This window comes from Mediterraneibacter torques, from assembly GCF_044591705.1.
Classification (GTDB): Bacteria; Bacillota; Clostridia; order Lachnospirales; family Lachnospiraceae; genus Mediterraneibacter; species Mediterraneibacter torques.
Genome location: NZ_CP172594.1, coordinates 200,945 through 225,893, shown reverse-complemented (window position 1 = coordinate 225,893; position 24,949 = coordinate 200,945). Strand labels below are relative to the sequence as shown.

Here is a 24,949-nt window from a genome sequence, read left to right as displayed (position 1 = left end):
CAGGCAGCTCCCACATGGAACTGCCTGCTTCTTTAGTAGGTGATGAATATGAAACACCCCCACTGCAAGACAGATGCCAAGCACATCCGTCATTTTCTGAACCTCTGTGAAGGGAACTGGCACTCCTGTATCTACGTCTGGTGCCGCACTTGTAACGCACAGGAAAGCTGTGAGAACTCTGGCTTTTTATTCCATCCGGATGAAACGGGAAGCCCCTGCATCCTCCCTCTTTCAGATGCAGCGCTTTTGTTTCCCCGGATACCGGAGCCAACCGAATGTACCGGAAGCATGAGCATTGCTGCTTTTACAGAGCTTTATCTGCCCTATCTGGCCGCTCAGAAGCTGCCTTTAAAGCCATGTCCCATTCCGGCACTGCTCCGGCTTCAGGAGAACCAGCAATATGACTGGTAACAAAAAGTTGCACTTTCAGGCTCTTATACGTACAGGATATGTAAAGAAAGGAGGCACTGCCTATGTTAAACGTAATTTCAATCATCCAATGTATCGATCAGGTCTTTACGAACCTGATATTTATTCCCATGATTTTTGTCCTGTATGTGAAATTCCGTCCGAAAAAGCCATGGACCAGAAGGCGCAGGAACACTTACCTGCTCTGTCTGGTACTGATCAGCTTATTCCTGCTACGGATTTTCTGTGAGAAGTTCATCTTTACACCGGTTAATTATCCACGTTTCACAGACAGCGGCTTATTCCCGCTCATCCGAGCAATTTTCTATCCCGGCATCTGAAAAATGGGGATTCGTGCCATTTAGTCCGAATCTGGGATCAGTATCCGCTTGCGTCCTATGGGAATTCATCACCTGCTTACTTACAATATAAGTATACAGTACGTACTGGTTATTCACGTACACGTTACGTATCGTGTATGTACAAGCGAGGTGAAAACAGATGAAGAAACCAAAAATCATCCGCTGCCCTTACTGCGGCGGAACAGCAATATTAAGAGATGCATCCTTTGTATATGGAACGCATTCTCATGGCGGACAGGTTTATGTCTGCTCCCACTATCCATCCTGCAATTCCTATGTCGGGGTACATCCGGGAACCAAGATACCAAAAGGAACGCTCGCCAACCGGGAGCTTCGTCAAAAGCGGATTCAGGCACATCGAATTTTCGATCAGATCTGGCAACAGGGCATCCTTTCCAAACCGGAAGCATATCGCTGGGTGGCAGATAAGTTCTGTCTGACAGATAAGCAGGCTCACATCGGACAGTTCAGCAACTATATGTGCGACCAGCTCATTCGGGAATCCGCAGATGTTTTAAAGAACAACCATATTCCCTTCCGCCTCCGGGCAGCCAGCTGAAAGGCGGTGATTGATGATGACCTTACCACTAAATAAAAAGCAAAAACAACTGGTGGAAAAATCCATGGATCTGGTTCCGATCATGATTCGTTCCATGACCCGCACCGCTGCCTATGTAACTGAGGAAGAACAACAGGAATTATGTCAGATTGGATATCTGGCTTTGTGCCGGTCGGCTGTCGGATTTGAGGAAGGAAGATCATTCCAGCCTTATGCCAAAACTATCATCCGTCATGCCATCTTTGACTACTGGCGGAAAATTGCCCGTGACCGCTCCATGCTCTGTTCTCTGGACGAAGCATCATCTGAAGATGAACATCTCCATTATCGTGATTTGTTTTCCTACGAGGATACACAAACAACTCACCCGGAAAAGGACACAAACCAGACCTTGCTTCTTGAGCATTTAACCCAGCTTGGCACCGGACAGTCCTCAACTATTCAGAAGGGAATTGTAGCCCTCTATCTGCAACAGCAGGGATATACCAGCTTTGACTTGGCAAAACACTACCAAGTACCAGCCAATCGTGTACGGGCATGGCAGAGCAAAGCACGGAAACTATTACAGCAGGATGATGCACTCTATGCACTTCTGACTTAACCTTGAAGGAGGGAACTTTTATGCTGACACTTTATACTGCTGTCGGAACCTTAAAATTTCAAAAAACGACAGGCGGAAAATCCATTCCTCTTGTAATCAACGATGGACAAGAATATGGACTATCGGATGACGAGCTGCTGCTCTGGAGCTGTCTTGCCTTCCAGATTCTGACGCTCCATGAACTCCAGGATGCCTATACCCTGCGCCAGATACAGAAAGAAGGTCCGAAAGGCTTATCCTTCCAACACTATCTGAACCGACTTTCCTTACGCGGTCTGGTTGTAAGCGGAATTGGACTGACAGGGGTGGATGCCTTATATCGCCTTCTCGGCAGTCTGACCATTATTCCCTTGAAGGATACCTTTCCCATCCGGCTCTTTGGCTGCGTTCAGCTTTATCTGGAAGGAACTATTGGTGCAAAAGAGTTTGGCAGATATTTAAAGAAGAAACCCTCTTCACCGATGGAAGATACCATTCTGAAGCTGGCTGATAAGGTATCCCTCACGACCGCTGAGCTTGTCACAAGTATGGAGCAGGAAAAAGTAATCCACAACGAATCGGATATTATGGATGAGTTATACACAGAACCGGAGACAACTTACCAAACACTTGTGGATGATGTCCAGATTCACCATACCCAGTATCCAGTGCTGCAGGCTATTGCTAATTTGTACCTGAATAAACAAATCACATTTCATACATGTTAAAGGAAGGAACCTTATGCCAAAACCATTTTTCACAAAGCTGGTTGCCATCAGTGCAATCGGCTTTTTCTGTGTACTTTTTGGGTGCATCTTCGGGATCGCCACCCATGACCGGCTCTTTATCCTCATGAGCCTCCTCATCGGAATCTGCAGCATCTTGCGTGCACTCAGTTTCTACCACCTGATCCATACACATGCTTATCTGTCACTGGACGTAAGCTGCACGAAACGGGAACAGACACTCTTCGGGAAAAACCAGCAATATTGGTTTGCCAGTGATAACGGAAAGGAATACGCCTTCTCACTGGAAAAGAATATCAAACTCCTAGAGGGACATCGGTATCGGCTGTACTTCCGGAAACCACAGCAGGGAACAGGGCAATCGATGCCATGTGCCGGAGATATTCTCGGATATGAAGAACTCACCGATCAACTGCCGGAACTTCCGGATACATCCGTTTAGATAGAAAATGAGCCGCCCGTACTGCATCACCCCTACAGTTCTGGCGGCTCATTTTATTATAAATAACCTCTCTTATTTCTATCAAACAATAGTGTTTGTATCCGCTTCAATGCCATGAGCATTTGCTCATGTGAGATAAAGAAGTAAAAGAAATGTAAAAAATTTTGCCGTTCCTATCCGGCTGACTGCCGGACAGGTCGGGCTTTATGCGTCGGGCAACTCTACCTTGCCGACGAAAGAATAATAGATTTCAATTTCCTGTCTGCGGAGCTTCCCCCGGCGTTTCCCGTCAAGGGCTTCCGATTCGTGGATTACGATTTTCTCCACAAACTCCCGTAACAGGGTAGGGGTGAGTTCCTCAAAGCTGGTGTACTTGCGTACCACTTTCATAAACTTTTCAGCGTTTGCCGTGGCTTCCAGCGTCCGTGAAAGCTCGCTCTGCAGAACGGCGGCACGCTCTTTCAGTTCCTTTTGCTCGGCTTCGTAGTCTGCCGACAATTCCGTGAAACGCTCGTCTGAAATGCGTCCGGCTACACTGTCCTCATATAGCCGCTTGAAGATTGCGGAAAGCTCGCCTATACGCTTCTCGGCGGCTTCCAGCTCTTTCTTCTTGGCGGCGTTCCGGCGTTTACTCCCGTCCTCGGTCTGCTCGGTTAAGAGCTTCATAAACCGGGCTTCGTGCTTGGCGGCATACTGTGTGACTTTCCGCAAATTCTCGGTCACTCCCTCGGTCAACAGGTCGGTGCGGATAAAATGCGCCGTACAGTCTGCCGTGCGCTTCTTGTAGCTGCCGCATATGTAGCAGTCCTGTTTCCGCTTGTCTGTCTGATACCTCTGCTGGTACATGACGCTGCCGCAATCGGCACAAAAGAGTATGCCGGAGAACAAGCCCACTTCATCATAGCGGTTGGGGCGTTTGCGCTGCTTGCGTAGCTCCTGCACACGTTCCCATGTGTCACGGTCTATGATGATTTCGTGGTGGTTCTCAAATACTGCCTGCTTGTCCTCGCTGTTGTAGATAATCTTGCTGTTTTTGTAGGATTGGGTGGTGGTCTTGAAGTTCACAAGGCAGCCCGTGTATTCCCGGTTTTCAAGGATATGCACCACGGTATTTGCCGCCCACTTGCACTCATAGCCGGGGTGGTAGCGGCGGGTTCTCCCTGTCCGGCGGTATTCCAGCGTTCCCGGCGTGGGGATTTCCTGCTCCGTAAGCATACGGGCTATCTTGGTCGGTCCGTTCCCGGCAAGGCATAAGCTGTAAATCTGCTTTACCACGGGTGCGGCTTCCTCGTCAATAATGAAATTTTCGTCCTCGTCCATGAGGTAGCCGTACACGGGCTTGCTTGTGACAGGCTTCCCGCTCATGCCTTTTGACCTCTTGACCGCTCTGATTTTCTTGCTCGTATCCCTCACCAGCCATTCGTTAAAAATGTTACGCAGAGGGGCAAAGTCATTGTCGCCCTGTGCGCTGTCAACGCCGTCATTGATTGCAATGAAACGGACGTTTTTCTGTGGGAAAATCATTTCCGTGTACATTCCCACTTGTAAGTAGTTTCGCCCTAATCTTGACATATCCTTTACAATGACCGTCCCCACAAGCCCCGCTTCAATGTCGGCAAGCATGGACTGGAAGCCGGGTCTTTGGAAAGCTGACGTTAGATAACGATACTTTTGAAAACACTGGAAAATCAAGGTTTTTCGAGCGACGGACAAGCAGGGTATTGTACTAAAAACTGAATACGACGCAGAAGCGGCGTTTCTTACTCTCTACATGGGAGAACAGGAACGCCGCTTTTTTCATGCCCTTTGTTACGCAGTAGGGGCAGAAAAAGCCTTGCTACAAGCGGTTTTGCGGGTGTGTATCTGGCGCGGCAAGGGATTTATACCTTATTCCCCGAAACCGCGCTTCTACTGCGTAACAAATCCAAAGCAATTATTACACTTGGGGAGAAAATACCCGCCGCACTCGGTACAGCGTTTTCTGTCTGCCCGGTGCAAAAGGGCGGCTTCCAGCTTCCCGTCCAGCGGCAGCACGGCGGCAATGAACCAGCGGCAGAGAAGCGAATAGCTGATACTCTGCACACATACGCAAGGCTCGCCGTTATCCAGTAAGATACAGTTGCCGTTATCGTAATTACAGCACTCATGCACAAGCCGGCAAGCCGCCCGGTACTGTAAATAGTCCATGTATGGGTGTTTATCGTTCATTATCCCGCCCCTTTCCGCGCTCCGGCTCACGCCTTAAAATCTGCTCAATGTTACCCTTGACTGTCTGCAATTCCTTTGTTTTCTCCCGCTTTTCCCGGTACTCGTTGTAAAGCGTGTTTTTCTCCCTCATAAGCTGCTCAATTTCCGCTTGTAAGGTCTTGGAAGCTGGAAGTTTGGCAATGCCGTTTGCCTTAAAATACCGGGTGGCAGCTTCGGCTATCATAAAATCGCTTTCGTGCTGCTCCCGGTAGTTCTTGCGGGCTTTCTCTGTTTTCTGTGCTTTCAGCCCGTCACGGGTGGGCTTGGTCTTGATGTAGGCTAATAGCTGTTTCTGCAAGTCTTTTTTCTCCCGTAAAGTGCTTTCCACGGCTTTCAGTCCGGCGTGGACGCTGTTCAGTTCCGCACTGGCGGCAGCAAGGGTGGCTTCCAGTTCCTCCGGGGAAGAAAAGCCGGATTCCTCGTAAATGCTCATGGTCGCCGCCATTTGTTTTAGGTTATGTACAGCCGCCCAGCGGTCATATCCTATTCCCTTGCCCTCGGCTCGCTTGGCTTCCCGGTCTACCATGCGCTGTACAGCTTCCCGTTGGGAAGTGTCCTGTTTCGGGGCGTTTATTACGGCTTTATTACGTTGTAAACGCTCCCTTATGCTGCGGGGGTGTTCCTCTTTGGGTGCGGGCGTTTCGGCGGCTCTGACGGCGTTCTGTGCGTTTATGGTGAGTGTTTCCAGTACGGCGGTGCGGTCAAAATCATCACCCAACTTCCGGGCGGTGACTGGCTTCGTCCTGTCCGGCGTGAGATACGATAACCTCCCCCGGCTCTCCTTGACGGTCACTCCCTGTTGCAGCAGCTTCCCGGAGAAGTCCTCAAAGGAAATGGCAGAGGAAAGGGCGGTGCGGATCGTGCGCCGTAACTTCTCTTTATCGGTTTCAAATTTTGTAAGTTTGGGCGGTTCTCCTGTGGCGGCATGGGAAGCGTTCTCTTTATCCAGTGCGGCTTGTCCTTTCCGTTTCGCCCAATACTCCCGCTCGGTAATGCGGCTCTTGCTCCCGTTCAGTAAGTCAATCTGATAGAGGTTTTCCCGGTGGCACATCTCCATGACTTCCGCTTTGAAATATTCCATAGCTGCGTCCGTGCAGCGGTGCTTGCAGCCCTCCCTTGTGTCCGCTGGTCTTTCCATGTAGGGCAGTAGCGGCACTTCCGCAATCCGCAAAGAATTGATTACGATATGCACATGAATGTTGCCGCTGTGGTTATGCCCGTCCGGGTGGGTGCATACAAGGGCTTGGTGTCCGGGGAAATGTTCTCTACAAAACTGCTCGCCCAATTCCTGCGCCCGGTCTACGGTCAAGCCGTTGTCCTGTGCGTCACGGGGGTCAAAACTGATGATATAGTGGTGGCTCTTTACGTCCTCCCGTTTTTGGTTCTTGCCGTATTTCAGATTGGAGCGCATACACGCGATTGCAAAATCTTCATCACCGCAATTCAGAGAGGAAATGAGATAGCCTGTCCTCGGAACAATCTGCCCGTTTTCATCACGGGTGGGCTTCATGGTAAACTCGTCATGCTCAAAGGTTAGGTACTGTTCAGCCGCCCCGTAGTCGGCATTTTTAGAGCTGATATGTTTGAACGTTGCCAACGGCTTCACCTACTTTCTGCAAGACTTCAAACTTCAAGGCGGCAAGCTCCGCTATGGCGGCGCGTACCTCATTGGAGAGTGTGTTATAGGGTGCGCCGTATTCGTTCAGACAGCGGGCAATCTGATTCAGATTCCCGCCGATTTTGCCGTACTCTGCTGTAAGTTTCCCAACGGCAGAGAGCAGTTCATCATTGACCGGGGAAACAGTAATGACCGGGCATATCCTTGACTTGGTTAGTGCTTGCCGGATAAACTCGGCTTGGCTCATTTTGCAGAGGGAAACACGCTCGGAAAACTCGGCGTATTCTTCCTCGGTCAAGCGGGTCTTGATTACCCGGTGGCGGTGGGGCGTATTGTATTTTTTCATGGTCGTAGACCTCCTTTCTTTTTATGCTTTGCCCTTTCACTAATAGGAGAAAAACAGGGGCATAAGCGGAAGTGTTTTTTGAAAAATCCGAAAAAATTTTCGGGGATTTTTCAAAGCGGCGCAAGCCGCAAAAGGCGGGCTTGGGGTGGCAACCCCAACAAGATTCCCGCAGGACAAAATTGAGCGGTCAGCGAAATTTGGTACTGTGGTAGAATCTTGCTCTAAGAAAACAGCGTAAATTTCCCCCTCTATTCCTTACTACGCAGAGAAATGCAAATATGGCAAAGTTTTGGGAAACTTTTTGATAAAACTTTTCGACAAAGTTGAAAAATCGGCTCGTTTTTTGGCGCAAAAAAACAGGAAACCTTTTCTTGATTTCCTGTCATGGTATGCCGCCATAATGGGCGGCGGTTATTTGGTTTTCATTCCCCGGAAGCAAACTTGTAGCCCATGCCTAAAACCGTCTTGATGTAGGTGGGCTTGCGGCTGTCCGGCTCTATTTTTTTCCGCAGGTTGTAAATCACATTTGCAACGCTTGACTGGCAGCTTTCACTTTCCATGTTCCAAACGGCTTCAAATATTTGTGTCCGTGTGAGGACAATGCCGGGGTTGGAAGCAAGATATACAAGGGTACTGTATTCAAGGCGGGTAAGGCTTACTTCCTCCCCGTCTTGAAATACCCGGCGTTGGTTCTGCTTTATTTCCAGTCCCGGAAAAGATAACACGGAAGCGGTTGTGATCTGCATGGGTTCAATCTGTATATAATCAGATATTGCTAAATAATATTTTATATAATTCAACAATGTCAATTTTTATAAATTTCTGTATTTCCTGCTTGATTAGATTTTTTTCTTCTTTATGCCCCCGCCCTTTTCCTGTTCCAAATATTTGTTCTAAAATATAATCTTCTAATTGTTCTAATTTTATGCCTAATGGTGTTTCTGGTCTTCCTAATATCTTGTCTTTTAGAATTTGCTCGCTTACAACGCATTTTCCTTCATAATAAACATCTTCAAATTCTATCCACTGGCGGGGTATATCAATGAGAAATTGGTCTAAAATTTCCCTAAAAAAACTTGACGTTTTAAATTCTATACTATTTCTTGAAATTTCCTTGTATTTTGAATTGACAATCAAGTTTTCTAAAAAATCATTTCTTGACTGAATTTTCCTGCCATTTAATAACTCACTAAGTATATCTTCAAACACGGAAGAAATAACATTATCTTCTCCCAATTCGGGCAATACATTTGAAATATATTGCTCAAATATAGAATTTGGGGAAATAATCATAATGTTATTTGCGGACAGCTTTGTTTGTAAACCTTGATACATAAGATAAGCAGCCCGGTGGAGAGCAATAGAGGTTTTTCCACTTCCCGCTACACCCTGTACCATTAGCAGGTCATTTTCCATATCTCTAATAACCACGTCCTGTTCATGCTGAATTGTTTCAACAATAGCTTTCATTTTAGCAGTAGTGTTTTGTGACAGTAATTGCCTTAAAAATTCATCAACAATCTGAACATCTGAATCAAAAAAATATTCCAGTGTTCCGTTTTTTATTTCATATTGGCGTTTCAAATTGAGTTCGCCTGTTACTCGTCCACATGGAGCGTCATAAAACGCTTCGCCTGTCATAAAACGATAGAAAACACTGGCAATCGGCGATCTCCAATCATAAACATACATCTCTTGATAGCTGTTTTTTCGTAGAGAAGAACGTCCAATGTATATTTTTTCAAATTCGTCCTCATCATCAAATTTAAAATCAATTCGGGCAAAATAGGGCGATTTTATCATCTTTTCTAACAGAAGTATTTTATGTTCTTCTTCTTCATAATCTATAATTTTGTCTGTAACAGGATTGATATATTGGCTTAATTCAACAAGTGCCTCGAAACCGTCTGATGTGTACAGTGATGTAATGCCGTGTTCTGTATTTTCACGCACATCTTTTTTGGCTTCGATAATTTCTGATTTTTTTTTGTCTGCCGCTTCTTTTGCCTGCTTTAATTGTTCCTCGGCTAAAGAGATTGTTTGTGCTAATCTTTTTTCTTCAAACGCTTTTTCTGTCTGATTATTCCCCATAATGATTATGACCTCCTTGAAAAATGAAAGAAAGTTTTACTGAAACATTGCTAGGCTAGTTTAGCATGTGTCAGCTTATATAAACAGTCTTGTATTCATAAAATTTGTATGGTATTATTACAGTGGGAGGAATTATGTTAGATATTTGATTTCTGCAAGCATATCAATTCTAATACGGGTAATTTAAACAATAAACAAATTGGGACAAAGAGTTATACCATTATGTCCCAATTTGTTATTACTCCATATCTTCAGCAGACAGAAACACAAGCCCGGCAAATTCTTCCTCAATCAGTTTCTTCAACTTTTCCGCTGTGCTCTATGCAGGTTCCCTTATCTCCATTCCAACCTATAATCTCTTTCTGTAAAAGCAAATCTTGTTCTGTGAAAAAATGATTTGGATTCCGTAGTAGTCGGCATCGTGCGTAATGTGTATAACTGGCTGTATCATGGAATTGTGGGTAACTCTGTTTGCAGGACGTGGGAAAGCTGCACTTTAGCTTTTCCATGTGCTGTGAATAGAGTTATCCATGATTCCATAGCCAGTTATGCACATTTCCACAATGCTTGTCTTTTGGTCTTTATCAAAATGAGCATATTGGTTATTAAGAAAAGCCCTGCATATTATCATATACAGAGCCATTCTAATCTTTTTACCCTCTACATAGAGCGTTTTCTTTCTGCAAAATTCATTTTACAGAATGATACCCGCTTTTTTTGCAAAATAGCCTTTTCTCCCGGTAAGTTCCGACTGTTTTTCCTTTGGCAGATTATTGAATAAATCCTCATAAAGAATATCGTCTAACTGCATTTCCCTAGCAAGTAAAAACACATTTAGACTAAGCCATTCCTCCCAAAGCCCTTCAAATAAACTATGGCTGTCTGTATAGGTGTCAAGTTCTTCAAAGCCATATGACGATGTATAGCACTGCAATTTAACAAAACCGTACCTACCAACATCAACCACTAAAATATCTTCATCTTCCATTTCGTACAGTTCCGCAAACGCACCAATTACTTTGTAGCACATTTCCCGTTCTTTCTCTGTGATATATACTGTTTTTTCCATGCTCATTTACCTCTATCCTTTCAAATCGTGGAATACGGTTTTCAGTTTTCTTCTACTTCTAAACCACATATTTGAAATGCCACATCCGGTTGATGGCATCATCCACCTGTTCTCTTGCATCTGCAATCTTGCTCTGCACCATATAATCTGCCACCAGCCCGTCCAGAAAGAAATCCGCAAAGGAAAGGAAGCTGCCGATTTCCATGCGCAGATCCAAGGAAACCTGCACATCTCTTAATTCTCTCTGAAAACGCTGAATATCGCTTTTCGCCTGTTCCATCAACGCAGCTGCGTCATTCATTTTAGAATGCTTCACAAAGTCACTGATAAAGCCTCCTCCAAGCATATCAAAAATGCCCCAGTTTCTCGCACTTCCCAACTTATCCCTTGCTGCGTAAAGGCTCTGAAGCGCCCGCTCCCCTGCCTGTACTGCTTCCTGCATTTCCCGTTTCATCATTTCGTTACTCATCGTTTATCCTCTCTTTCTTTTTAGCAGACTATTGCGGCAGATTTTCTATATTTCATAATAAAAAAAGACTCCTATCATGACCTCTGCCACAATAAAAGTCTTGCTATCTCATTTGCTACGGGTATCTCTCGATACCGGTTGTCGGTTACAAAACCACCTCTTTCAAGGCGTTCAGCTACTCCCTTTTTTGCTTGAGATAAATATAACATATTGGAAATAATTTGTCAAATCATGCATTTTTCTTTTCCAACCGTTCCGCTTCTCTGGCAAATACATGCGAGATATCAAACAGTTCCGGTACATCTGATATGGTACACACATTCACACAATAATTGAGCCATGGAAATTCTTTTGTCATCTGATAAATAACTGCCATGGCTTTTGCTTCTGACATTGCTTCCACCGAATGATATCCCGATCCCTGAATATGCTCAAATCCGTTTGCTTCAAAAAAGTCCCTTACATCCGCATATGCATTATGCAAGTCACCTTTCGGATAATATTCCTTTAGTGCTTGTGTATTCAGGTCAAAATTGATGCCTTTCCTCTGTAAGCTGTCCATCTGTTAGTTCCTTATAAAGTCTGTAATCAGGTTCTCCTTTTCTGTTCCGTTATACCAGAAACACTCTAACAAATTCTCTGCAATTCCTACGGAGTTTTTCAACTGAAAGATTGCTGCCCAGAATCTTCCATAGTCCTGCTTGCGTCCCCGGTCAAGATAAATCCTGCTTCCAAGGGCTTTGACTGCACAGCTTAAATCCTCCTGCTCAAAAATCTGATCTGCCTGTTCACACATCTGATTTACCGTTTCCGGAGCGAGCTTGCTTGTATCAAATTTAAGTTCTACTTTATACATTATACTCATCCTTTCATACAACAAATGACTGAGTGACTCTTCTCTTTCTACTGTAATTCTACCATGAAACCTATATAAAGTCATTCCCCATTTTCACTTGCTTTAATATAAATTTTTCCTTTTATTTTGGAAACACAATCTCCACACAGAACTCATTCCCTTCTATCCGGGCGCTGATTTTCCCATCCATACGAAGTACCAGCTCTTTCGCAATTGATAAGCCGAGACCGCTGGAAGTCTTACTGCGTGCTTCATCCGCTTTATAAAACCGTTCAAACACCTGATCTACATTTATTTTTTCCACATGACATACTTGATTTTTTATCTGTATCCGGATGTTGTTTTCAACTTCTTCCAGTGAAATACTGATTTTCTTCTCCCCGTGATCCAGTCCGTTTTTTATGATATTCTGAAAAATTCTCTGGATTCCCTGTTCATTTCCGTTCATAAACAGCAGTTTATCTGTAATCTGTATCTCCGGTTCAATTCCTCTGCCCGTCCATTCATCGTAGTAGGAAAATATGGTATCTTTCAAAATCTTGTTGATACAGCAGGATGACATTTCCAGATGAAAAGAATCGTTTTTAAGTTTTGTAAAAGTAAATAATTCTTCCAGCATTTCTTTCAGGCTGCCGATTCTCTCCTGTATGATCTTCATATACCGTCTCTGCTCTTCCTGGTCTTCACAGGTTTCCATTAACTGAAAATATCCGTCAAGGGATGTCAAAGGAGTACGGATATCATGTGAGAGATTTGTATATGTATCCGAAATCATCTCCTCTTTCTTCAAGTATTCCTTCTTTTCCCTTCGCTTCAGTTCCAGCCATTCGTTTAAAACATCTGCCAACTCACCAATGCCTCCAAAATCCATTTCTCTGGTAATCAGCATGTTGCTGTCGTGCTTCATCAGAAACGACAACTGGCGGCAGATGTCTTTCACCTGCCGCTGGTATTTCCAAAATAACATTCCTTGTACCAGTATCACTGCTATCAATAGCACGAACCCTAGTTTTATCATTTAGATATCTCTCTTTCTGAATACCCATGCTGTCAGTAATGTAACCACGATTCCGAACGCCGCCGCAATCACAACTGCCGTCAGGCATTCCTTATTGGTCGGTGACATGGATAAAAGTGCAATCTTTCCTGTCACTGTATATTTCAAAATCTGGAAATTCTCCACACCTGCCTTCTGGATCAAATGATTGATCACTCCGTATAAGACAATCATGGTATTCATGCACAGGCAGATAACAATCGTCATGCTGAACACGTTGCTGTTCAAAACCACCGCAATCGCCATACTGATTAGTACCAGTGCATAATGAAGCAAAATCTGAATACCAAAGTATCTCAGCAACTCGCTTCCATTCCCCCACTCCAGATATCCGAAGTACATCTGCTGTGCAATAATCTGAATGATGAAATAAAGCAGCATGGTAACAGTCGTATACACAAACAACACGGAAGCTTTGGAAAAGATCAGGTTTCTCCGGCTCCTTACCTGCCCGCCGATATTTTTAATATAACCGCTTCCTATATCTGCACTGGAAAACAGCACTGTAAAAATCACCAGAAACAACGCCACAAACTTCGCCTGCAGGTTTGCATATACCTGATCAAAGACCGTTACTTTTTCTCCCGGCTGTGTCGGCAGGAATACGGACATTCCCATATTGATGGTTTCTGGTTTCACTGTTTCTGCAATGCTTTCTGTCTGCTGTTGTTCCGCTTCCTTGTTCATCGTATCAATATCCAGTTTCGACATGGATGTGGAGAAGAATATAGCTGCCGCCATCACAATCCATACCACATACATACTTTTTGTCCGGACCATCCGGTACAGATCCATTTTTATCATATTAAGCATTTTGATTCCCTCCTGTCAGATTCAAGAAATAGGTTTCCAGTTCTTCACTGGTAATGGAAATTCCATTGACCAAAATTCCTGCTTTTGCCAGTTCCATATTGACATTGGCGCTTTCATTCAATCGTTCAAATATATGGATATGGCTCTTATCTGTAACCTGATAGTTGGTAAATCCCATTCTGTCCAGAATCGGGACTGCCTGCTCCGGATGGATTAACTCTATTTCAATCCGTTCACTGCAGCGTTTCATCAGTTCTTCGCTTGTCAGCTCCTGCAGAAGACTTCCATTATGGATAATTCCATAATCCGTTGCAATCTTAGATAATTCCTCTAAAATATGACTGGATATCAAAATCGTCATATTCCGTTCATCTCGCAGTCTCTGTATGGTATCACGCACCTCTGCAATTCCCTGGGGATCAAGCCCATTGATCGGTTCATCAAGGACCAGGAGATCCGGCTCCCCGACCAGTGCCAGCCCGATTCCGAGACGCTGCTTCATTCCAAGGGAAAAATGTTTCGTTTTTTTCTTTCCGACACCTTCCAGTCCGACCGTCTCTAAGATATCTTCGATGTATCCCTTTTTCCGAATACCAAACAATTCACATTTTATTTTCAGGTTTGTATATGCATTCATGTTGCCATACAGCCCCGGTGCTTCAATCAGACACCCCACACGAGAACGAATCCTCTCCAGTTCTTTTCCTTTACACCCGAACATCTCAATCTCTCCGGCTGTCGGTCTTGCAAGTCCACTGATCATCTTCAGGCAAGTCGTCTTTCCCGCACCGTTCCGTCCGATAAATCCATAGATAGCACCCTTTTTTATGTGAAGGTTTACTTTATCCACTGCCTTATGATGACCATACTGCTTCGTCAATCCATTTGTACTTAATAACAATTCACTCAATGCTTTCATCTCCTTTTCTTATCTGCTGTTATCATATCGGATAAATCCTAATCAAACGCAAATAAATAGTAAAAAAAGAGTAAAGATTAAGAATGCAGACGGTAGCCGATTCCCCATACGGTATCAATATATTCCTCCTGCGTTACTGCTTTTATCTTTTTCCGGATATTGCTGATATGTACATCCAGTGTCTTTGTCTCTCCCATATAGTGTTCATCCCACGCATATTCAAAAATCTCTTCTTTGCTGAAGACCTGTTTCGGATGCTCCAGTAAAAGCTCCAGAATTGCAAATTCCTGCTTTGTAATTTTGGGAAGCAGCACTCCGGCAATCCGGACTTCAAAGCGCTCACGGTCCAGTTCCAGGTTTTTATATGACACGCTTTTATGTTCCGGCTCCTGCTGCATATGGCGGAGCTGAACCTGAATCCGGGCAAGCACCTCCTGTATCTCAAACGGTTTTGTAATGTAATCATCTGCCCCACTGGTAAGAAGCCCGATTTTTTCATCCAATCCGTCTTTGGCTGTCAGGACAATAACCGGCGTATTGCCCTGTTTCCGAATCTGGGCAAGCACCTCTTCTCCTGAAATTCCCGGAAGCATCAGATCCAATAGAATCAAAGAAAAGCCCGCCTTATCCATCTGGAACAGCATCCTCGCTTCCGTCCCGGAAAAAGCCTGTACCGTCTCATACCCTGCTTTCTGTAATGCCGTATATAAAAGATTATTGATATCCGTATCGTCTTCTACAATCAGAATTCTGTTTTTCTGCTCCATTTTTCTCATCCTTCCATTTTCCGATTTAAACAATATTATATTGCACTTTTATAACTATGTCCAAAATTCTTTTGATATTATCCTTCCACCTCGTCTACATATGCTATATATAGTTCTAATTCTTTTGACATATGCTATATCTTGTGTTAATATAATCTTGTATTTAAGTTTTTGTGCTGTCCCGTCATGGGAGTCTGGACCATTCATCCAGAAGCATATGCAGTTTAAGTTTGGAAAATCGTGTCATTATACTGCCGTTTTATACGGTGCTATAATGGCACTTTTTTTATTTTAATCTATTTTAACGCCCAAAGAGGCAGAAAGGAGAATTTTTATGTCAGCAATTTTAACAATTTTAGGGAGGGCCACAAGAGATCCTGAGATGCAGCAAGGAAAAAATTCCGGTACGGAATATGTTTCTCTGGACATTGCAGTTTCACAGCGAGGCCAGGATGGAAAGGAAGAAACCATTTACTATCAGTGCTATTTTAACAAGTTCCTTGCAGAACGCTTAGCAAAAGCAGGCGTAAAGAAAGGAACCGGGCTGATGATCTATGGTGATCTGGAGCTTCATCCGTTCATTTATCAGAAAGGAAAGAATGCGGGGCAGGCAAATGCCGGTCCGAGGATCAATGTCAAGGACTGGCACTTTGTACCATCCAACCGTTCTGACAGCAATACCGGACATCCGGGTGCAAACCAGAACAGCCAGCCGAATGGTGGTGCGGCAACGCCCGGTGCAGCCGGCAATGGCAGCTACCCAATGCAGGGAAATCCCAATGGCAGCTACCAGAATCAGGCAATGCCTGGCGGCTATCCACAGCAGGGAATGGCTCCTGCTAACGGTGCCTACACGCCTCCTGCAAATGGCGGACAGTATCAGGCTCCGCCAAACGGAACCGGTCAGCCACAGAGCAGCTACCCGCCGCAGGGCAGTTATACCGGAATGCCAAATTACGGAGGTATGCCGGGCAGTCAGCCAACTGACGGCTTTCAAAATGTGCCGGAACAGATGGCATCCCAGTTGCCCTATTAACTCTCAAGGAACCCTATGTTGAGGAATTGCATTTATCATCTTTGTGATGATGCAGTTCCTCTTTTTCATGTCCGGAAGCGGCGATTTCCCATCCAGCTTCCGGGCTTGTCTAAGAATCATGAATCAGAAAGGAATCAGCTCATGAAAAAATCAAATCGAAAAAAATTCTTACAGTTTGTCGTGCTTGTACTGTTTCTTGCAGCACTTTTCGTACCACAGGATGCCAACCGGCTTCTGATTGCAGGCATTGCCCTGATCGGTATCGGAGTCACGCTGTTCAGTTATCTTCTCCCGCTTTTCACGGAACGCCTGAAAAACAGGGAGCATAAGCTACGAAAACGCCCAGAAAGAACTCGTCATCTGGAAGGAACACCTGATCTGGAAACCATTCTCTGGAGACAGATCAAATTCCAGATTACCGGAAAGCTCAAGGAAGCCTTCCCGGATGCCACATGGGATTTTGTGAAAGAACCACCGCTCTCCCAGATACTGGATGGGGAACCATTACGGATTCGCACACGGAATACCGGAAGTTATAATTTTGCGGAAATTCTCATGGATGCCCGTGGCAGTCTGACGCTTCAGATGATGACCATTGAATCCTTACATAAAAAGGAACCGTCAGAAGGAAATCCGGATTCCAGACCAGCCGTTAATCCCAAATCATGGTATTCCCTGATTGGGAAACCGCTACTGATGGAATTGGTCGGTGACTTACAGGCAAGGGGCTATGAAAAGCTGTTTATCAACGAGCAGGGAGATGTCTATATTCTGAACGGCACTGAACCGGAAGTCCGGGGAAAGCTGGAACATTTCCCGCCCAAAGATTACTGGGGCGAATTGACGGAGATTTTTACTGAAGATGAATTGACCACAGAAGAGACCGAGCAGGCACTGGAACTGTCCTGGATCTCATAAGAAGGAGGAACGAATCATGGCAAATAACATCGTAGCAACCTGGGGGTTCAAACGCAAACTCCCGGAACCATTTGAGGATTATACGGACCATGCAATCTTTGATGACATTGCATCCAAATACTGTACTCAGCCACGGAAAAAATCCACGCTTCATGCAGCTACCCTGCGGGCAGTCCTTGCTTATCTGGAGCTGGAAAACCCGGTTGGCAGTACCCCGCCGGAAAAGCTTGGGGCGGTCGGTACCCAATCCAACAATTTTGTTGTGGCGGAATATCCGAGCAAAACCGGTGATCTTCAGGTGGTTGTCTACAACCAGCTAAACGGAAAGTTTTACGGAGGCTGCTATACTCCTCCGCCGGATGTGGAAAGCACACCGGAAAAATACGAATTTAAAGACTCCAAACAGTCCGGTGCGGCTCTGCTGTTCGCACTGATGCCGGTTTTTCTGGCAGATGAAGAGTGTAATGAAAAGTATCAGGAATTAAAAGCGCACCGGGACAACGGTTATCCCGATCTGGACGCCGCTGCGGAAACAGCAGCCGTTCTCTGCGACAACATTTACCGGAGAACCCGCTATGCATCAGGTCTCCCGACCGGTGGTGTTAAGATTGACCTTCCGGCAAACGGCGTATTGTCGCTGATCAAACCGTTAAATATCCAGAAGGGGGTCTATGCACCAACCGAAGTGCTCCATGGAGACTTTCAGGTGTTACGTCCAGGAAGTGGATTTAAGAAAGCACAGGCAGCCATTTCCAGAGATGATTTTGTTGGGAAATTTATCCTGACCGCATCCCGAAGGCTGTCTCCGGAAGAGGAGGTATCTGTTCCGACATTGGCAGAGTGGTACATCATCCCTCCGGAAATCAAACGGATCTGCGAACACGCAAAACTGACAACGGATACCACACAGCCGATGCGGAATTTTCTTTTACGGGGACCGGCAGGTACCGGAAAGACCGAAGGAGCCAAAGCCATTGCTTCCGCACTTCACCTTCCTTACCGCTGCATTACCTGTTCCGCAAATACAGAGGTATTCGACCTTTTAGGTCAGATTCTTCCGGATGTGGACGGAAAACGCACCCGGCTTCAGCGGCAGTACCCGTCTTTTCAGGAAATCCAGTTAGATCCCTCCGGTGCCTATCAGAAGCTGACCGGAAACTATGATGAAGAAATTTCTGCCGAGGGCACCTACCAGAAGCTGATCGATACGATTTTTGATGAAATGCACAGCTATTATAAGGAACACACCTCCGGACAGAACTTCCAGTATGTGGATACGCCTCTAGTCGAAGCCATCCGCTATGGGTATATTCTTGAGATACAGGAGCCTACGGTCATTGCTAATCCCGGTGTACTGGTTGGACTTAACTCCCTTTTAGACCGCTGTAACAGCGTATATCTTCCAAACGGAGAAACCATCCACCGTCATCCGGATACGACCATCGTAATCACCACAAACAATGACTATGCAGGCTGTAAACAGATGAACCAGTCTGTCATTTCCCGAATGAACCTTGTGATTGATCTGGATGAACCGGATGAGGATACACAGGTAGAACGTGCCATGGCTGTTACCGGATGCAAGGATGCAAAAACGGTACGTCTGATGACACGCATTGTCAAATCCATGGCTGTCTACTGCCGGGAAAATCTCATTACAGATGGCTGCTGTGGCATGAGGGAGCTGATTTCCTGGGTGCAGTCCTACATGGTCTGCGGGGATATCCGGGAAGCGGCCCGTTACACGGTGCTTGCCTCTGCCTCTGCCGATGCTGAGAACCGTACGGAAGTGGAAGAAAGCTGTCTGGATACTGTGCTTGCTGCGTAGGACACGCCTATGAGAAAAGCAGCACTCACAGAAGCCCAGATCCGAAAGCATCTGGCAGATAATCTGTCTTATCTCCGGCAAGCCAAAACACCGAAGTTATCACAAAAGGCAGTTGCCAGAATCTTAAATCTTCCCCCGAAAACCATTATGAATTATGAAAATGCAAACTCCTCCCCGATGGCTTATGCCGTCCTTCGCCTTGCTGTGTATTACGGCTGCACGATGGAGGAACTGCTGACAAAAAATCTAAGAAAAGAAAGGAAGAATATCACGTGAATCACAGCCAAAGAAATTTAAAGAAACTAATCCGGGCAAAAGAGGATTCCATTGCGGATGAGGAGTTATTCCTCTCCGCTGCCTATCAGAAGTACCAGACCTCCCTTGCCAGAGCCGTTACCGGACGTTACCGGTATGGACTGCAGGTACTGCTGGACTGGGACATTTCCGAACAGGCAGGCGTTGCATATACCGACAATTATAAGGTACATCTCAACGCAGCGAACCCGATCACCCAGTCTTTCCCCACCCGTTTCTTACGTTCCCAGAGCCTGACAGGGATCACCGGGCATGAAGTGGGGCACTTACTCTATTCTGATTTCACAGCCCACGCTGTTCATCTGAGGAGTCTGGAAAACGGTTCCTTCTATCCGAAGGAGCCGGAGCTATCCCTTCCAGCTTATCAGACAGCACTGGAGGAGATCAAAGAAGTGTTAGAAGAAAAGGACAAAGCCGGATGCCTGACACTGGCACGATGCGCCGCAACTTTTCAAAACATTCTGGAAGACATCCATATTGAAGACCGTATGTGTGAGGAATTCCACGGCACCTTCCGACAGGGGATTGAACTCAATAACCTGCGTATGTCCGAACAGATTCCTTCCATACAGGAACAAATTGACAAAGAATACCAGCCATTTTCCATCATTGCCAACCTGATCCTTTCCTATTGCCGGACCGGAAACATCAACAATCCCACCGGCTATCAGGGGGATTATCTGGATACCATTTCCGATTGTACCGATCTTCTGGATACGGCAATGGAATCGGAAAAAGGCACTGACCGGATGCTGGTTTCCAATGCGCTCTTAGCCCTGACCTGGAACTATATCCAGCCGCTCATCGAAAAAACACGGGAGGAATTGGAAATGCATGGCGAGGATTCCGCTGCCGATGCTCTGGAAGATCTTCTAGGGGATGAAGTCAGCAGCGGCGCTCCTCTTCCGACCGGAAAAAGCGGTGCCATTCCAAAGAATATCAAACCAGCTTCCCCAAAAGGAAGCGGGAATGATGAGGGCAATGCTCCTTCCGGTCCACGTACCAAAGAGGATGCTATAGAGGAAGCCAAACAGGTGCTTTCGGAAGAAGGCGGGCGCATCGCTCTTACAAAGACCAATACCATTCTGGATGAAAACAACCCCGGCGTCACTTATGTCAGTCAGTATCAGGGCAGCGGCTATGAGCATGCTGCAGAGGATCTGTTCCGGATCTTGAACGATGTGGCTGCAGAAAAGGTGCAGGAAGACTGTCAGACGGAACTGACCGAGGAACTGCAGAAAACAGCCAATGATATTCATTACGGCAATGCCCATGCAGGCATCCATGTTACCATCCATCGCCTGACCAGTGTTTCCGATTACCTGAAGAATGAATACCAGACAGTTGCTCCCCCGCTCCTGCGGGCTTCCAAAAAGCTGCAAAGCACCATCCTGCCGCTTTTGAAAGAAGAACAGCAAGGCGGAAAGCAGAAGAATCTCCTGTTTGGAAAACGTCTGGACTCCCATGCTCTCTATAAGACAGACGGAACCATCTTTACCAGAACCAGACTTCCAGGAGAGGAAAAACGTCTGGCTGTTGCCCTCCTGATTGACGAGAGTGGTTCGATGGGTTGGGGTGACCGGATGACACATGCAAGAAAGACTGCCATTGTCCTTTATGATTTCTGTAAAAGCCTCGGTATCCCTATCACCATTTACGGGCATTCCACGGATGCAGGCGGCGTTGCTCTTTACTCCTATGCAGAATTTGATTCTGTGGACAATGAGGACTGTTACCGGCTGATGGATATGTGCGACCGCAACGGGAACCGGGACGGCGCAGCTCTCCGCTTCGTAGCAGAGCATTTGTGCACACGCCCGGAGCTTCAGAAGCTGCTGATCCTGATTTCTGACGGTCAGCCAGCCGATTACGGCTACAGCGGAACGGAAGCAGAGGCAGATCTGCGGGGCATCAAGAAAGAATACGAAAAACGGGATGTCATCCTGTTTGCGGCTGCCATTGGTGACGATAAGGAAAATATCCGCAGGATTTACAAGGACGGATTCCTGGATATCACGAAACTGGAAGAGCTTCCAAAGAATATGGCACAGCTTGTCAAACAGCATCTCAAATAAAGGAAGGTGAATACTCATGAATGAAACTTATCAAAACCGGATTACCGACCAGATCTGCAAGATCCAGAATGACCGGGCACTCATTGCCTTTTATGACCGGCTCCGCTACGCACCACTCGGCAACTATGCACAGCTACATGCCAAAGGGGAATATCAGGAAAACGGGCATAAAGTACATTCTTTAATCTGCATCACCATTCAGGATTATTCCAACGGTACCGGAGACCGGAATATCATCACCCGTTTCAACCTGGCACCGGAACAGATCCAGTTCCTCTTAACCCGGATCACTTCCGGTTTTCAGGAATTTGAATGGAGCCAGAGCAAGATCTACGGCAATCCCGATCAGAACGGTTATTCCACAGCCCAGATGTTTTATATCTCCAGACATCCCTATGATTCCAAAGGGCAGCCTATGAAAAGCCCATGGAAAATCCAGATTGTAAATGGGAAAGGCATCAAAGCACAGAATAAGAACGGTGGTTCCTACATGCAGCCACGCAGCTTCCAGTCCGAAAAGACGACAGCCATCCAGCTTACCGACATGGATCTGTTCACGCTTCTGAAGCGGACGGATTCCTATATTTCCAACTGGGAAACGGTGATTGCTGCATCACTGATCAATAACGGAAAACGGATGCTGGCAGACCAGCAGAACAGTCAAATGCAACAGACAGCACAGGCTCCGCCTTACGCTGCCTAAATTTTCAGAAGAGAAGCGGTACTTTACTGCTTCTCCTCTTTTTAAGAAAGGAGACTTTAGTTATGAATATTGCACTCATCCGGACCATGGACTCTCAGGGGCGTATCGTCATCCCTGCAGAAATCCGGAAACAAATGAAGCTCTCAGACGGAGATGCACTGGAACTGGAAAATGTGGGAATGGAGCTGCTTTTACGCAAATGCCCTACCCACTTAAACGGAAAAGAGGAAATGGCTTCCTATCTTTCCGTCCTCTACAGTGTCATCCACTGTGGTATCGCAATTTGCAGTGAGGCTCACATACTCGTATCTGCGGGCATCTATCTTCCGGAAGGCACTCCCGTTACAGAAGAACTCGCCGAATTGGTTGCGGACGGCCAGGAACTGATCTCTGCTGAGAACTGCCCTGTCTACCCGGTATCCAACACCCGTCAACCGGTTTGTGCTTTTTTCCCGATTTTAAGGGAAGACAGAGAGCCGCTGGCACTTCTTCTCTGTTCCAGAACCGGACAGCATTTATCCGAGATGGAATTGGGATGCGCTAAACTGGTCGCTGCCGTAATTGCAAACAAAATTAAGTAAGGAAAGGAGCGTGAAATCAATGAAGAATACAAATATAACCTTACACACCACCCAAAAGAAAGAATATGTCCTCACCGGAATCCTGTCCCTGCCCCTCCATCTGGGAGAACGGGCGTGGATCTATAGTTATAACCAGACCTTTGCTACCAGTCCGGTGCAGAGTATTCTGGAAGTATCCGAAAACGGTGTGGTATTTGAGACCTGCAACAGTATTTACCGTCTCAGCTACACCCGTGTTCCGATGGAGCTGGAGGCGATGTGTGCTTGACAAGAATGGAAGAACTGGAGAGCTGCCTTTCGGGGCTCCTCTCCACCTTAAAGAAGAACCGGGAACATGTGCCTCTGGAAGTGCTGAAGACACAGTATAAGCAGCCGTATGAAGAACTGGTCAGAAACATCAACCTGACCGCTTCTGCCTATGCAAAATCTGTGCTGCTCCACCGGCTGGTCCTGAATCCGGATGCAGATGTGGAGGAACAATGTACCGTCATCAACCAGATGATACAAACTTCCGGGATGCTGAAGAAAATCAGCTCCTGCATGTCCAAAACCTATGATGTAGGACAGATATATCCTCTGATACTGGAACTACGCCATATGGTCGAACAGGCACTCTGGCCCTATGTGAATCAGGCAACTTGTCTGGTCGCAGATCTGGATGATATAGAAAAAGAACCGACAATTTACAATTTTTTGACACATGAAGTTTATGAAAATGATACCTGGATTCACCGAGAAATCGACCTGCGCTGGAAACTACTGGTACATCTTACTCCCGAACAAAGAGAATCCGTACCACCAGCCAATCATAGTATGAATGGAGGAATTTACCATGAAAGAACAACCATCTAATCCTTGCGAGAAAGTCTCATTTATTTTGACCTATGACCAGCTTGAAGCTGCTTATAACATCTACCGGGAACAATTTATTTCCTGCGACTTCATCCGCCGCTCCATGGAACGTCTGGAGGAAAGAATCGGACTCTGCAACCTTCCATATGAAACGCTGCGTGATGATCCAAGCCTTCTTCATGAAGCATACCTGCAGTTTCTCCGACTGGAAGACTGCAATGTGGCTTATAACGACACGCTGGAGCAGGTAATTGATGCAATCGAACAATGGCTTGCCTCTGGCACCTTATCCCCTGTAAACCTTACGGTTTCCAACCAGAATATGGGTGAAACTTTTGGAACGGAGGTGGATGTGTAATGGCAAATATCTGCTGTGATGATGTGATCTTTTATACAGAAGGAAATCCGGAAGGACTATATGACTTGTGGGAGGACCTGGAAACCTACATCATTCTGAACCAGAATCCTGATTTATGCTGGATTGGCAATTTATTTTCCCACAAGAAAATAGATTCCACCGGAATATCTCTTCGTGGAAATGTCAGCTACATGGAATGGAATGATACGTATGTGGGATTTCCAGATCCACATGATCTACCGCTGTCACTCCATTTTTAAATGTTAGGTCTGTTCTTTCGTGAATACCCGATTAGGAGATAAAGCAACCACAGCGATTTGCTTCAAAAGTCTCTTTCGCCTGGTATACCGTTTATAACTTCTCATGTTTATCACCTTCAATCTGCTTTCAAATTTAATAATCTATATTTTATGACAATTCAGCATATAGAAAAGTTAGTTATTCGTGAAAATTATTTTTAAATTTAGAACTTGCATAACCACTACGATGTAAAAACAGTTTAGAGGCATTTATGACAGAGATTGATTTTATCTGGTTTTCGACTTTCTCCACGAAAGTGGCAAAAAATACCTGGCTACGAATTCCTTCGCTTAGGGCAAATCTGAAATCCTGAACGCTTTTATTCCTGTAGCCGACAAATTTGTCATCAACATAAGGCAAAAGCTTCATTGAGGAATCTATTTCATTTGACATATACTACATCTAGTGTTATACTGTTCTTATATCAATTATTTGTGTCAATCCGGAAAGGATTTATCACACGCAGTTTAGGTTTGAAACGTAGTCAGGAGTTTTCCTATGCCCAACAAGCAGCAGGGACTTCTGGCTTTTTTTATTTTGCAGGAAACTGCATCTATTTTGAGAATGAACATAAGCGTCATTCTCTTTTTTTATGCCTGAACGCGGGGAAAGGAGGATTACGGAAACAAATGAT

At 45.6% G+C, this 24,949-nt stretch carries 31 protein-coding genes and 1 pseudogene; 17 read left to right on the top strand and 15 right to left on the bottom strand.

The annotated features are described in order from the left end of the window. The first annotated feature begins 48 nt into the window (after window positions 1-48). The 6 genes from ACH9UM_RS01000 (at window position 49) to ACH9UM_RS00975 (ending at window position 3,097) form a co-directional block, all read left to right on the top strand. Window positions 49-411 carry a hypothetical protein gene (locus ACH9UM_RS01000; RefSeq protein WP_040015509.1) on the top strand — a complete coding sequence of 121 codons (363 nt, stop codon included), beginning with the start codon at window positions 49-51 and terminating at the stop codon, window positions 409-411. Then, window positions 401-658: a hypothetical protein gene (locus ACH9UM_RS00995; protein ID WP_005333506.1), complete on the top strand. Its 258-nt coding sequence runs from the start codon at window positions 401-403 to the stop codon at window positions 656-658. Before ACH9UM_RS01000 ends, ACH9UM_RS00995 begins: the two co-directional genes overlap by 11 nt. Before the next feature lie 251 nt (window positions 659-909). Further along, window positions 910-1,329: a DUF3268 family zinc-finger domain-containing protein gene (locus ACH9UM_RS00990; protein WP_005333505.1), complete on the top strand. Its 420-nt coding sequence runs from the start codon at window positions 910-912 to the stop codon at window positions 1,327-1,329. Between the two features lie 13 nt (window positions 1,330-1,342). Beyond that, window positions 1,343-1,930, top strand: coding sequence for a sigma-70 family RNA polymerase sigma factor (locus ACH9UM_RS00985; protein WP_005333504.1), 588 nt, complete (start codon window positions 1,343-1,345; stop codon window positions 1,928-1,930). 20 nt (window positions 1,931-1,950) lie between these two features. Next, window positions 1,951-2,637 (top strand): hypothetical protein, encoded by a 687-nt coding sequence (locus ACH9UM_RS00980; RefSeq protein ID WP_005333502.1) that lies wholly within the window; start codon window positions 1,951-1,953, stop codon window positions 2,635-2,637. Between the two features lie 13 nt (window positions 2,638-2,650). Then, window positions 2,651-3,097, top strand: a complete 447-nt coding sequence (locus tag ACH9UM_RS00975; protein WP_005333500.1) for a hypothetical protein — start codon at window positions 2,651-2,653, stop codon at window positions 3,095-3,097. A gap of 204 nt (window positions 3,098-3,301) precedes the next feature. Here the strand turns inward: ACH9UM_RS00975 and ACH9UM_RS00970 are convergent, their stop codons facing one another. The 14 genes and pseudogenes from ACH9UM_RS00970 to ACH9UM_RS00905 all read right to left on the bottom strand — a co-directional run bounded on the left by ACH9UM_RS00970 (window position 3,302) and on the right by ACH9UM_RS00905 (window position 15,358). Then, window positions 3,302-4,789, bottom strand: a complete 1,488-nt coding sequence (locus ACH9UM_RS00970; RefSeq protein WP_400092381.1) for a DUF4368 domain-containing protein — start codon at window positions 4,787-4,789, stop codon at window positions 3,302-3,304. A 243-nt stretch (window positions 4,790-5,032) separates the two neighbouring features. Continuing rightward, window positions 5,033-5,305: pseudogene (locus tag ACH9UM_RS00965) on the bottom strand (cysteine-rich VLP domain-containing protein); the annotation flags it as partial. Then, window positions 5,295-6,941, bottom strand: a complete 1,647-nt coding sequence (locus ACH9UM_RS00960) for a relaxase/mobilization nuclease domain-containing protein (RefSeq protein WP_400091705.1) — start codon at window positions 6,939-6,941, stop codon at window positions 5,295-5,297. The gene ACH9UM_RS00960 and the pseudogene ACH9UM_RS00965, both read right to left, overlap by 11 nt. After that, window positions 6,913-7,308 carry a plasmid mobilization protein gene (locus ACH9UM_RS00955; protein ID WP_117687776.1) on the bottom strand — a complete coding sequence of 132 codons (396 nt, stop codon included), beginning with the start codon at window positions 7,306-7,308 and terminating at the stop codon, window positions 6,913-6,915. The genes ACH9UM_RS00960 and ACH9UM_RS00955 overlap by 29 nt, the downstream gene beginning before the upstream one ends. Window positions 7,309-7,730: 422 nt before the next feature. Then, window positions 7,731-8,054, bottom strand: a complete 324-nt coding sequence (locus tag ACH9UM_RS00950) for a winged helix-turn-helix domain-containing protein (protein ID WP_400091703.1) — start codon at window positions 8,052-8,054, stop codon at window positions 7,731-7,733. Window positions 8,055-8,073: 19 nt separating this feature from the next. Beyond that, complete coding sequence (locus tag ACH9UM_RS00945) at window positions 8,074-9,399, bottom strand: HelD family protein (RefSeq protein WP_400091701.1); 1,326 nt, start codon at window positions 9,397-9,399, stop codon at window positions 8,074-8,076. A gap of 694 nt (window positions 9,400-10,093) precedes the next feature. Beyond that, entirely contained in the window at window positions 10,094-10,468 is a 375-nt protein-coding gene (locus ACH9UM_RS00940; RefSeq protein ID WP_117500109.1) for a hypothetical protein, read from the bottom strand. A 58-nt stretch (window positions 10,469-10,526) separates the two neighbouring features. Beyond that, complete coding sequence (locus ACH9UM_RS00935) at window positions 10,527-10,937, bottom strand: hypothetical protein (RefSeq protein ID WP_400091698.1); 411 nt, start codon at window positions 10,935-10,937, stop codon at window positions 10,527-10,529. Window positions 10,938-11,166: 229 nt separating this feature from the next. Next, window positions 11,167-11,499 carry a hypothetical protein gene (locus ACH9UM_RS00930; protein ID WP_400091696.1) on the bottom strand — a complete coding sequence of 111 codons (333 nt, stop codon included), beginning with the start codon at window positions 11,497-11,499 and terminating at the stop codon, window positions 11,167-11,169. 3 nt (window positions 11,500-11,502) lie between these two features. Beyond that, entirely contained in the window at window positions 11,503-11,793 is a 291-nt protein-coding gene (locus ACH9UM_RS00925; protein ID WP_022415108.1) for a hypothetical protein, read from the bottom strand. A 121-nt stretch (window positions 11,794-11,914) separates the two neighbouring features. Then, entirely contained in the window at window positions 11,915-12,811 is an 897-nt protein-coding gene (locus ACH9UM_RS00920; protein ID WP_005333486.1) for a sensor histidine kinase KdpD, read from the bottom strand. Beyond that, window positions 12,812-13,663: an ABC transporter permease gene (locus tag ACH9UM_RS00915; RefSeq protein ID WP_008373910.1), complete on the bottom strand. Its 852-nt coding sequence runs from the start codon at window positions 13,661-13,663 to the stop codon at window positions 12,812-12,814. Continuing rightward, window positions 13,656-14,582: an ABC transporter ATP-binding protein gene (locus ACH9UM_RS00910; protein ID WP_008373911.1), complete on the bottom strand. Its 927-nt coding sequence runs from the start codon at window positions 14,580-14,582 to the stop codon at window positions 13,656-13,658. Before ACH9UM_RS00910 ends, ACH9UM_RS00915 begins: the two co-directional genes overlap by 8 nt. A gap of 77 nt (window positions 14,583-14,659) precedes the next feature. Next, window positions 14,660-15,358 carry a response regulator transcription factor gene (locus ACH9UM_RS00905; protein ID WP_005333481.1) on the bottom strand — a complete coding sequence of 233 codons (699 nt, stop codon included), beginning with the start codon at window positions 15,356-15,358 and terminating at the stop codon, window positions 14,660-14,662. 325 nt (window positions 15,359-15,683) lie between these two features. On the opposite strand from ACH9UM_RS00905, the gene ACH9UM_RS00900 reads away from it, so the two are divergent. The 11 genes from ACH9UM_RS00900 to ACH9UM_RS00850 all read left to right on the top strand — a co-directional run bounded on the left by ACH9UM_RS00900 (window position 15,684) and on the right by ACH9UM_RS00850 (window position 24,275). Beyond that, window positions 15,684-16,385: a single-stranded DNA-binding protein gene (locus ACH9UM_RS00900; RefSeq protein WP_005333477.1), complete on the top strand. Its 702-nt coding sequence runs from the start codon at window positions 15,684-15,686 to the stop codon at window positions 16,383-16,385. Between the two features lie 141 nt (window positions 16,386-16,526). Next, on the top strand, window positions 16,527-17,303 hold the full coding sequence (locus tag ACH9UM_RS00895) for a hypothetical protein (protein ID WP_022415111.1): 777 nt from the start codon (window positions 16,527-16,529) through the stop codon (window positions 17,301-17,303). 16 nt (window positions 17,304-17,319) lie between these two features. After that, window positions 17,320-19,131, top strand: coding sequence for an AAA family ATPase (locus ACH9UM_RS00890; protein ID WP_400091691.1), 1,812 nt, complete (start codon window positions 17,320-17,322; stop codon window positions 19,129-19,131). A gap of 9 nt (window positions 19,132-19,140) precedes the next feature. Beyond that, window positions 19,141-19,407 carry a helix-turn-helix domain-containing protein gene (locus ACH9UM_RS00885; RefSeq protein ID WP_005333471.1) on the top strand — a complete coding sequence of 89 codons (267 nt, stop codon included), beginning with the start codon at window positions 19,141-19,143 and terminating at the stop codon, window positions 19,405-19,407. Then, the gene (locus ACH9UM_RS00880; RefSeq protein ID WP_400091688.1) at window positions 19,404-21,521 is read left to right on the top strand and encodes a vWA domain-containing protein; all 2,118 of its coding nucleotides are present in this window, start codon (window positions 19,404-19,406) and stop codon (window positions 21,519-21,521) included. The genes ACH9UM_RS00885 and ACH9UM_RS00880 overlap by 4 nt, the downstream gene beginning before the upstream one ends. Before the next feature lie 16 nt (window positions 21,522-21,537). After that, window positions 21,538-22,224 (top strand): hypothetical protein, encoded by a 687-nt coding sequence (locus ACH9UM_RS00875; RefSeq protein WP_005333468.1) that lies wholly within the window; start codon window positions 21,538-21,540, stop codon window positions 22,222-22,224. A gap of 62 nt (window positions 22,225-22,286) precedes the next feature. Next, complete coding sequence (locus ACH9UM_RS00870; protein WP_005333466.1) at window positions 22,287-22,805, top strand: AbrB/MazE/SpoVT family DNA-binding domain-containing protein; 519 nt, start codon at window positions 22,287-22,289, stop codon at window positions 22,803-22,805. A 19-nt stretch (window positions 22,806-22,824) separates the two neighbouring features. Then, window positions 22,825-23,073 carry a hypothetical protein gene (locus ACH9UM_RS00865; protein WP_005333464.1) on the top strand — a complete coding sequence of 83 codons (249 nt, stop codon included), beginning with the start codon at window positions 22,825-22,827 and terminating at the stop codon, window positions 23,071-23,073. 5 nt (window positions 23,074-23,078) lie between these two features. Continuing rightward, window positions 23,079-23,657 (top strand): hypothetical protein, encoded by a 579-nt coding sequence (locus ACH9UM_RS00860; RefSeq protein WP_005333462.1) that lies wholly within the window; start codon window positions 23,079-23,081, stop codon window positions 23,655-23,657. Next, entirely contained in the window at window positions 23,638-24,015 is a 378-nt protein-coding gene (locus ACH9UM_RS00855) for a hypothetical protein (RefSeq protein ID WP_005333460.1), read from the top strand. Before ACH9UM_RS00860 ends, ACH9UM_RS00855 begins: the two co-directional genes overlap by 20 nt. Continuing rightward, window positions 24,015-24,275: a hypothetical protein gene (locus ACH9UM_RS00850; protein ID WP_400091685.1), complete on the top strand. Its 261-nt coding sequence runs from the start codon at window positions 24,015-24,017 to the stop codon at window positions 24,273-24,275. The genes ACH9UM_RS00855 and ACH9UM_RS00850 overlap by 1 nt, the downstream gene beginning before the upstream one ends. A gap of 178 nt (window positions 24,276-24,453) precedes the next feature. Here ACH9UM_RS00850 and ACH9UM_RS00845 read toward each other — a convergent pair whose 3' ends face one another. Further along, on the bottom strand, window positions 24,454-24,708 hold the full coding sequence (locus ACH9UM_RS00845) for a hypothetical protein (RefSeq protein WP_005333435.1): 255 nt from the start codon (window positions 24,706-24,708) through the stop codon (window positions 24,454-24,456). Window positions 24,709-24,949 lie beyond the last annotated feature (241 nt).

Excerpts from the sequence above, each read along its gene's own strand:
- ACH9UM_RS01000 (WP_040015509.1), top strand. The coding sequence starts at position 49 with ATGAAACACCCCCACTGCAAGACAGATGCCAAGCACATCCGTCATTTT.
- ACH9UM_RS00995 (WP_005333506.1), top strand. The coding sequence starts at position 401 with ATGACTGGTAACAAAAAGTTGCACTTTCAGGCTCTTATACGTACAGGA.
- ACH9UM_RS00990 (WP_005333505.1), top strand. The coding sequence starts at position 910 with ATGAAGAAACCAAAAATCATCCGCTGCCCTTACTGCGGCGGAACAGCA.
- ACH9UM_RS00985 (WP_005333504.1), top strand. The coding sequence starts at position 1,343 with ATGATGACCTTACCACTAAATAAAAAGCAAAAACAACTGGTGGAAAAA.
- ACH9UM_RS00980 (WP_005333502.1), top strand. The coding sequence starts at position 1,951 with ATGCTGACACTTTATACTGCTGTCGGAACCTTAAAATTTCAAAAAACG.
- ACH9UM_RS00975 (WP_005333500.1), top strand. The coding sequence starts at position 2,651 with ATGCCAAAACCATTTTTCACAAAGCTGGTTGCCATCAGTGCAATCGGC.
- ACH9UM_RS00955 (WP_117687776.1), bottom strand. The coding sequence starts at position 7,308 with ATGAAAAAATACAATACGCCCCACCGCCACCGGGTAATCAAGACCCGC.
- ACH9UM_RS00950 (WP_400091703.1), bottom strand. The coding sequence starts at position 8,054 with ATGCAGATCACAACCGCTTCCGTGTTATCTTTTCCGGGACTGGAAATA.
- ACH9UM_RS00945 (WP_400091701.1), bottom strand. The coding sequence starts at position 9,399 with ATGGGGAATAATCAGACAGAAAAAGCGTTTGAAGAAAAAAGATTAGCA.
- ACH9UM_RS00940 (WP_117500109.1), bottom strand. The coding sequence starts at position 10,468 with ATGGAAAAAACAGTATATATCACAGAGAAAGAACGGGAAATGTGCTAC.
- ACH9UM_RS00935 (WP_400091698.1), bottom strand. The coding sequence starts at position 10,937 with ATGAGTAACGAAATGATGAAACGGGAAATGCAGGAAGCAGTACAGGCA.
- ACH9UM_RS00930 (WP_400091696.1), bottom strand. The coding sequence starts at position 11,499 with ATGGACAGCTTACAGAGGAAAGGCATCAATTTTGACCTGAATACACAA.
- ACH9UM_RS00925 (WP_022415108.1), bottom strand. The coding sequence starts at position 11,793 with ATGTATAAAGTAGAACTTAAATTTGATACAAGCAAGCTCGCTCCGGAA.
- ACH9UM_RS00920 (WP_005333486.1), bottom strand. The coding sequence starts at position 12,811 with ATGATAAAACTAGGGTTCGTGCTATTGATAGCAGTGATACTGGTACAA.
- ACH9UM_RS00915 (WP_008373910.1), bottom strand. The coding sequence starts at position 13,663 with ATGCTTAATATGATAAAAATGGATCTGTACCGGATGGTCCGGACAAAA.
- ACH9UM_RS00910 (WP_008373911.1), bottom strand. The coding sequence starts at position 14,582 with ATGAAAGCATTGAGTGAATTGTTATTAAGTACAAATGGATTGACGAAG.
- ACH9UM_RS00905 (WP_005333481.1), bottom strand. The coding sequence starts at position 15,358 with ATGAGAAAAATGGAGCAGAAAAACAGAATTCTGATTGTAGAAGACGAT.
- ACH9UM_RS00900 (WP_005333477.1), top strand. The coding sequence starts at position 15,684 with ATGTCAGCAATTTTAACAATTTTAGGGAGGGCCACAAGAGATCCTGAG.
- ACH9UM_RS00895 (WP_022415111.1), top strand. The coding sequence starts at position 16,527 with ATGAAAAAATCAAATCGAAAAAAATTCTTACAGTTTGTCGTGCTTGTA.
- ACH9UM_RS00890 (WP_400091691.1), top strand. The coding sequence starts at position 17,320 with ATGGCAAATAACATCGTAGCAACCTGGGGGTTCAAACGCAAACTCCCG.
- ACH9UM_RS00885 (WP_005333471.1), top strand. The coding sequence starts at position 19,141 with ATGAGAAAAGCAGCACTCACAGAAGCCCAGATCCGAAAGCATCTGGCA.
- ACH9UM_RS00875 (WP_005333468.1), top strand. The coding sequence starts at position 21,538 with ATGAATGAAACTTATCAAAACCGGATTACCGACCAGATCTGCAAGATC.
- ACH9UM_RS00870 (WP_005333466.1), top strand. The coding sequence starts at position 22,287 with ATGAATATTGCACTCATCCGGACCATGGACTCTCAGGGGCGTATCGTC.
- ACH9UM_RS00865 (WP_005333464.1), top strand. The coding sequence starts at position 22,825 with ATGAAGAATACAAATATAACCTTACACACCACCCAAAAGAAAGAATAT.
- ACH9UM_RS00860 (WP_005333462.1), top strand. The coding sequence starts at position 23,079 with ATGGAAGAACTGGAGAGCTGCCTTTCGGGGCTCCTCTCCACCTTAAAG.
- ACH9UM_RS00855 (WP_005333460.1), top strand. The coding sequence starts at position 23,638 with ATGAAAGAACAACCATCTAATCCTTGCGAGAAAGTCTCATTTATTTTG.
- ACH9UM_RS00850 (WP_400091685.1), top strand. The coding sequence starts at position 24,015 with ATGGCAAATATCTGCTGTGATGATGTGATCTTTTATACAGAAGGAAAT.
- ACH9UM_RS00845 (WP_005333435.1), bottom strand. The coding sequence starts at position 24,708 with ATGTCAAATGAAATAGATTCCTCAATGAAGCTTTTGCCTTATGTTGAT.